Here is a 7,060-nt window from a genome sequence, read left to right as displayed (position 1 = left end):
CGCGGTTCTTTTCGTCCGTGACATACGAGTCACCCGCAAAGCTCGCTACCTTGGCTATCGGGAATTCAGCCTCGAAGGCGTCAGCCAGGGCTGGCTGATTTTCCTTCACCGAGAGTAGGTAATCGGCGCCCTTCTGCAGGATCTGAGTGGCGATCTTTTTCTGGCAGCCCATGGCATCAATTGTCACCAAGCAGCCTTGCAGATTGAGTAGCTTAAGCAGTTCGGGAATCGCTGTAATCTCATTCGACTTTTGTGCCGTCTTCACCTGCCCTAGCACGACACCATTAGCCGCGCTGAAGGCACTGACCATGTGGATCGCACCCTTGTTCTTGCCATGGCAATACGAGCCACGCAATGTCTTGCCATCAATGGCTACCACTGCGCCCTCAGTCACGTCATGGCAACTTTTCATCCACTCAGCGAATGCAGTTTGCAGCTGCTCGGCATTCACCAAAGCCATCACCCGGGCCAAGGTATCGTGACTCGGCACGCCAGCCTCAAAATCGCCGTACTGGCGAAGAAAATCCAACTTCGCGTGGCCAAAATCTTCGATTTCGTCCCAACCTTCTGCACCACAGATCACCGCACAGACGATCAGAAACAAGATATCCGACAGCTGATGCTGCACTTTCCAGGCCTGGCGAAAGTCGGGAACAATCGATAAATGGTGCATAAGAGACGGTGTCAGCATCGGATCATCCATGAGCGAAAGCTGCTAGATGACCACATGTACTCCTATTGGTAAAGCGCTACGAGGCCCGTCGCAGAGCGGTTTTTCATGCATTTTCCCTGCCTCGGCACAAGCCGTTCAAGGACTATGAGCCGGGCTTCGTGCACGTCGACATCAAGCACCTGCCCCAGATGCCTGACGAGCAGCAGAAACGCTACCTGTACGTGGTCATCGATCGGGCAACGCGCTGGGTATATCTGGAAGTCAGACACAGCCAGTCCGCGAAGGATGCACGGGCGTTCATGAAGCGAGTGGAAGAGAAGAGCCCCTTCAAGATTCAGACAGTGCTGACCGACAACGGTAAGTCCTTCACGGATCGCTTCACAAGGGCCGGTGAACGCAAGCCCAGCGGCCGCCACCCGTTCGACCAGGAGTGCCAGACACACGGCATCGAGCATCGCTTGATCAAGCCAGGGAGGCCTCAGACCAACGGCATGGTAGAGCGCTTCAACGGCCGCATCTCAACGGCCGCATCAGCGATGTACTGGCGACTCGACGCTATGTATCAAGCGAGGATCTGGAACAGACGCTAAAGCGGTACTGTTGGCTGTACAATCACCATATCCCGCAGAAGGCGCTGAACCATCAATCACCGATTACAGCGATGAAAGAATGGCAGGCCAAGCGCCCTGAGTTATTTACCAAACGGGTTGTCAATCACACGGGACCCGACACCTAGTAGCAAGCCTGGTCACTTTATTTCAGGAATAGGGGGATAAACTCTAGAGTACGCAGGTACACTCTTACATAATACTGACCCTGCTCCCAACATAGAGAACTCACCGACAGATACCCCACCTATTACTTTGGCGCCCACACCAATAAAAACATTTTCGCCTATATTGGGGCTTAAAAACTCAGTTTTTTTCTTTGATCCTACGTTCGAGCCAATTGTGACATGGTGCAATATGGTGCAACCGTCACCTATTTTTGCTCTACTAGATATAAAAACCCCATGTAACCCGTGTAAAAAAGTTACTGAACATCCTAATTGTGTTGAAAATGGCAAATAGCAACCAAATAAAAAACTTAGAATACGACTATTGAACTTGCACATCATGTAAACTGGGAATAGTAATGTTTTTTTATACCTTGATAGAAAGACATATCTACCGACCCTATAGTTCATCAAAAAAACCACAGTCATAATCCCTGAGCTATAGTTTTTTTGTATATCAATGAGAAAAACTTTCATATCACTCACTCTTTGATTTTTTAAAGGCAGATAATGCCAAAACACCTAACAATGCCTGTGTAAAACTTATAGTAGAAGCGGCACCGATAAGGTGAAAATATTTGATCAATGGGTATGTCAGAAAAAAACCAACAAATGAAGAAATTAAAGTCAGCTTAAGCACTACAAAGTCTAACTTTTTAACCAGCAAATAACAAGTTGCATAAACACTATATAGCCCAGTAAAAAAAACACCTGCTAAAAGTATATAATAGAACTCATCACCACTTTTAATATCTATGTTAAAAATCAAATACCACATATCTTTTGTAAGCGCCATTATTAAAACAATAACAACGAGAATCGGTAAATAAAACGTTTTAAAAACATCAAACTTTTCTATGCGCCTAGAAATGTAAGGAAAAAACACCATAGTCACAACAGAATTAAAAACCACTAACAAGTTAATCACCTGCTTAACTGCACCAAAAATGCCAGCAGAATTATTTCCAAGAATTAATCCCACCATAACAACAGTAGTATTATTATACAAATTAGGAGCAAACTGATTCAAAAACACAGGAAACCCTTCTTTTAAAGTTTTATTTACCACACTAAACTTTACAAACTGAAGTCTTACTGTGAATTTTCTTATAACTATCCATTGCGCAACAATCATGACTGCACAGCACCCTACACCATTTAATAACGGGTATAGCCAGTAGTCTTCTTTTTCATTTATAAACAAGAAAACAGACAATGTAAAAAAAAGCTTTATCATCAAGTTTAAAATGGTGATAAAGCGCATCTTCTCCACACCACGAAAGAACCATTCAGGAAATAATGTTTGCCCGATCAAGACTAAAAGCATTAGAATGAATACAGTTTTATTTTCTTCGAACTGAGGAACAATATATATAACGGGCAAGATGACAGCAATACTAAAAAACAGCAAGACTACCTTGGCCAACATAACCTTACTGTATATATAACTAGCTTTCTTCGAACTTTGCTTGTGTCTTGCTAGCTCTCTTGTTGCAGATATATTAAACCCGTAATCGGTGATCGACTGTAGATATTGCGTTAAGGATAATGATAAAACTATCACTCCATACTTCTCAAACCCTAAAGTCTTTATTAAATATGGTAAAACTAAAAAAGGGATTACTAAATTTAAAAACCTTAGAACAGACAACGAGACGAAATTATCGACCAACTGCTTCGCGTCTTTACTAATAAAAAATTTAGCTAAAATATTAAAATTATGCATTATGATAAAAATACATTGTTAGCATCTCAGCAACGGAGACTGTGATCTTGTGAAGTGGACCCCATCCTTTGGACCACCTGACAGGTCATCTAAGCTCTGATCCGATAGGTCATAGGCGTCAGGCCGCCTGGGTCAGTGGTTGAGGGAAGTACACCTCATCGGGTGTTGCATCGTCCAGTCCTTGGTGGGGGCGCTCCCGGTTGTACCACGCGAAGTAGTTCCTCAACGCTCGCTTCAGGTGAGCACCGTCCTCGAACGCCATCAGGTACACACACTCGTACTTCACGCTGCGCCACAGCCGCTCCACGAAGATGTTGTCCCGGTAGCAGCCCTTGCCGTCCATGCTGATCGCCACGCCATGGGCTTCCAGTACGCGGGTGAAGGCCTCGCTGGTGAACTGGCAGCCTTGGTCGGTGTTGAAGATCTCGGGTGGTCCATAGCGCGCCAGCGCCTCCTCCAGGGCGTCGACGCAGAAGTCCGTGTCCAAAGTATTGGAGACCCGCCAGGACAGCACACGGCGGCTGTGCCAGTCCATTACGGCCACCAGGTACATGAACCCGCGGGCCAGCGGGATATAGCTGACGTCGGTCGCCCAGACCTGGTTCGGCCGGTCGATGGTCAGCCCACGTAACCGGTACGGATAGACCCGGTGCCCCTTGCCCGGCAGGCTGGTGCGGGGTCGCGGGTAGACGGCGTGCAGCCCCATCTGGCGCATCAGACGACGAACCCGCTTGCGATTGACCCGGTAGCCAAGGCGGTTGAGATGGACTGTCATCCGGCGTGACCCGTAGATGGGCGTCCGCAGGTACTGCTCGTCGATCAGGCGCATCAGTTCCAGGTCCTCGGGGAGCAGCTCTCGGCGCTGGTAGTACAGCGACGAACGACTGATGCCGAGCAGTTGGCACTGCCGACGCAGACTCGGGGTGGCGGGGGATGGCGGCTCGACCATGGCCAGGCGTTGTGCCCGGCTCAACGCTCGAGCCTGCGTGATAAAAAATCGCGTTCCACCGTCAACTTACCGATCTCGCGGTAGAGGGTGTCGATCTCCTCCTGACTCTTCTGGGCCGCCTTGCCGCTCTTGCCGTCGAAGAGACCAGAGGCGTTGTCCAGCAACTCGCGCTTCCACTGGCTCACCAGGGACGGGTGCACCTCGAAGCGGGCGGCCAGCTCCGACGTGGTCTGGTCGCCCTTGAGGGCGGCGAGGGCCACCTTGGCCTTGAACTCACTGCTGTAGTGCCGACGTACCTTGCTCATGATCAGGCTCTCCTGGTCGGTCTGATCAGAGCTTAGCGCCTGGTCCGAATTTCGGGGACCACTTCACTTGCCCACCAACAGTGGACACCGTTGCTAGCTTCACAGGGTGATAAGGGATCTCAATGATTGCACGCAAAACGACTTGGCTACCCAGAACCGCCACATATTTCCTGAGGAAATACTCAGGATCCTTAGATACCACAGAAGCTGAGTTTATTGCTGAAATCCAAGAATTATCCTAATCTAACATTCTCAATCATCCAACCACATGGATCAACACTATCAGTCACGAATACAAGATCCCGATTCCAATACCCGGCACAGTTTTTGTATGCATCGACCGAAAACCCATAGCTTACTTCCACAACGCGCGGTCTATCGCCACTATAAATAAAATCAATTGCACAGCAGTCGCTGTCCAATTTATCAGCTATTAAAAAAGAAAGACGGACTGTCTCTTTACTAATGTTAGAAACATCATAGCTAACTTTCCCACTCCCAGATGCACGAAAATCATTGCTTCTTACAAACCTTCGAATCCCAAAAGCTTTATCCCCTATCACTATTATACGAACATCACTATCATTGTCTGGTATATATTCTTGGAATATCGCTACGCCTGTCTCATTACTAGGAGCTTGAAAAAAACTTCTAGGTAAAATCAACAATGCGCACGTTGTAATGTATTTTTTCAATGTATTGTTTTTGAAAAAACTCCAGCTCAATACATCCCTAAAAATCGAAGCCTTATTTAATGAAGAAACGCCATGAACAATTGACCTTTTAGCTTGCTTAGACGCTTTTTTCTTTGTATTTACAAGCTTAACACCCGAGCTACCTGCACCAGAACTGGACTTAAAAACAAGCGGATATTGCGCCGTATCAAGCCACTCTTTAGCAGACTGAACATCGTAAAACACATGGGTATTTATAGATGGTATTTCTAAGGCATCAAACAGGTATTTTTGAGCAGCTTTATCGTCAAAATACCAAGAAGTGTTCCTATTTGGAAAAACTTTTACTCCAGAGTGTTCCAAAGCGCGCAAAACTCTAGGTGCCGCTGACATATCAGCACGCTTTCCATGATGGAAATGCCATAAAACCGCATCGCAATCTTTAACTTGTTCAACTATATCATTCGAGAAACAATCTACCACTTTATAAGAAATGTTATTTTCTATACAATATCTAATCCAGCCTGCTGAATAACTATTGTCTCGCTGATGTATCGCTAACATTTCAAACCCATATTAATTTGCTTATAAGAATATACTAGTGGATCTTACCTAGGTGTCGGGTCCCAGATGATCAAATCGCCTATAGGTGCTATCCTTTGCTAGCCGCGAGGGCAGGGAAAACGCATGAAAAATCCTACACCGCGAGAATGTCAGCAAGGTACGTCTCATCCAGCGCCGCTTTCTTCTGTTTCCGCCGGATTCCGCCCTTGAAAGACTTCTCCCCTTTCAAGTAATTCAGTGCAATATGCCGGACCCTGGCGAGGTTTTCCGCCGCCTGTCCGCGGTGGATTTTGCAGGCATCCTCGCGGAGAGCGACGTCCAACGACCAGTGAAGCTTTGCCTCAATATGCCAGTGCTGCCGAGCCGCTTCGGCGAGCTTTTTAGCGCTGAGATCAGCTGAACTAATGTAATAGCGGATCATCGGCTCTTCTGGGGCTTCGCCACCCTCTTGGCGGAAGCTCATCACCACTCCCACCGTTTTCAAGCCTGGCCACTCATAGCTAAGCTCCTGAAATTCATCGGTAAGTTCACTCACGATGTGATAGCGCGTCTCTTGTCGGCCGCGGTTCTTTTCGTCCGTGACATATGAGTCACCCGCAAAGCTCGCTACCTTGGCTATCGGGAATGCAGCCTCGAAGGCGTCAGCCAAGGCTGGCTGATTGCCCTTCACCGATAGCAAGTAATCAGCCCCCTTCTGCAGGACCTGAGTGGCGATTTCTTCTGGCATCCCATGGCATCGATCGTTACCAGACAGCCTTGCAGGTTGAGTAGCTTGAGCAGCTCGGGAATCGCCGTAATCTCATTGGACTTCTGCGCCGTCTTGACCTGACCCAGCACCACACCATTCGCCGCACTGAAGGCGCTGACCATGTGGATCGCACCCTTGCCTTTGCCACGGCAGTACGAGCCTCGGAGCGTCTTCCCATCGATGGCCATCACCGAACCATCAGTGACGTCATGGCAGGCCTTCATCCACTTGGCGAACGCGCTTTGCAGCTGCTCGGCATTGACCAGGGCCATCACCCTGGCCAGGGTGTCATGGCTCGGTACGCCAGCCTCAAAATCGTCGTACTGGCGAAGAAAATCCAGCTTCGCGTGGCCAAAATCCTCTATCTCGTCCCAACCTTCAGCACCACAGATCACCGCACAGACGGTCAGAAACAAGATATCTGACAACTGATGCTGCACTTTCCACGCCTGGCGGAAGTCGGGAACAATCGATAAATGGTGCATAAGAGAGGGTGTCAGCATCGGATCATCCATGAGCGAAAGCTGTTAGATGATCACATAAGCTGTTAATGGTAAGGCGTTGCAAAGTCCGGCGTGGCGCGGTTTTTCATGCGTTTTCCATGGCCAAGGCGGTAGACAGCTTGGGTCAGACCCCCGGCCATCCC

5 protein-coding genes and 2 pseudogenes are annotated in these 7,060 nt (G+C 48.3%); 1 reads left to right on the top strand and 6 read right to left on the bottom strand.

The genetic code is table 11. From position 1 onward, the window contains the following. Nucleotides 1–703, bottom strand: a 703-nt coding sequence (locus tag E0702_RS15190; protein WP_132045343.1) for an ISAs1 family transposase, incomplete at its 3' end; no start/stop codon positions are given. 98 nt (nucleotides 704–801) lie between these two features. Here E0702_RS15190 and E0702_RS15185 point away from each other — a divergent pair. Then, nucleotides 802–1,409: pseudogene (locus E0702_RS15185) on the top strand (DDE-type integrase/transposase/recombinase); the annotation flags it as partial. 12 nt (nucleotides 1,410–1,421) lie between these two features. On the opposite strand, the gene E0702_RS15180 reads toward E0702_RS15185, so the two are convergent. The 5 genes and pseudogenes from E0702_RS15180 to E0702_RS15160 form a co-directional block, all read right to left on the bottom strand. Then, nucleotides 1,422–1,925: a serine acetyltransferase gene (locus E0702_RS15180; RefSeq protein ID WP_132045341.1), complete on the bottom strand. Its 504-nt coding sequence runs from the start codon at nucleotides 1,923–1,925 to the stop codon at nucleotides 1,422–1,424. Nucleotide 1,926: 1 nt separating this feature from the next. After that, nucleotides 1,927–3,174 carry an oligosaccharide flippase family protein gene (locus E0702_RS15175; protein WP_132045339.1) on the bottom strand — a complete coding sequence of 416 codons (1,248 nt, stop codon included), beginning with the start codon at nucleotides 3,172–3,174 and terminating at the stop codon, nucleotides 1,927–1,929. 118 nt (nucleotides 3,175–3,292) lie between these two features. Continuing rightward, nucleotides 3,293–4,428, bottom strand: a protein-coding gene (locus E0702_RS15170; protein WP_439952339.1) for an IS3 family transposase whose coding sequence is annotated in 2 segments (ribosomal slippage) — nucleotides 3,293–4,146 and nucleotides 4,146–4,428 — 1,137 coding nt in all. Because the reading frame shifts where the segments join, the coding sequence is not laid out codon by codon here. A gap of 233 nt (nucleotides 4,429–4,661) precedes the next feature. Continuing rightward, on the bottom strand, nucleotides 4,662–5,666 hold the full coding sequence (locus E0702_RS15165; RefSeq protein WP_132045335.1) for an ATP-grasp domain-containing protein: 1,005 nt from the start codon (nucleotides 5,664–5,666) through the stop codon (nucleotides 4,662–4,664). A 133-nt stretch (nucleotides 5,667–5,799) separates the two neighbouring features. Next, nucleotides 5,800–6,917, bottom strand: a pseudogene (locus E0702_RS15160) (ISAs1 family transposase). Nucleotides 6,918–7,060 lie beyond the last annotated feature (143 nt).

Source organism: Halomonas marinisediminis (assembly GCF_004347715.1).
In the GTDB taxonomy this organism is placed as follows: Bacteria; Pseudomonadota; Gammaproteobacteria; order Pseudomonadales; family Halomonadaceae; genus Halomonas; species Halomonas icarae.
The sequence above is the reverse complement of the archived record's forward strand: the minus strand, read 5'-3'. Positions and strand labels throughout refer to the sequence as shown.

Excerpts from the sequence above, each read along its gene's own strand:
- E0702_RS15180 (WP_132045341.1), bottom strand. The coding sequence starts at position 1,925 with ATGAAAGTTTTTCTCATTGATATACAAAAAAACTATAGCTCAGGGATT.
- E0702_RS15175 (WP_132045339.1), bottom strand. The coding sequence starts at position 3,174 with ATGCATAATTTTAATATTTTAGCTAAATTTTTTATTAGTAAAGACGCG.
- E0702_RS15165 (WP_132045335.1), bottom strand. The coding sequence starts at position 5,666 with ATGTTAGCGATACATCAGCGAGACAATAGTTATTCAGCAGGCTGGATT.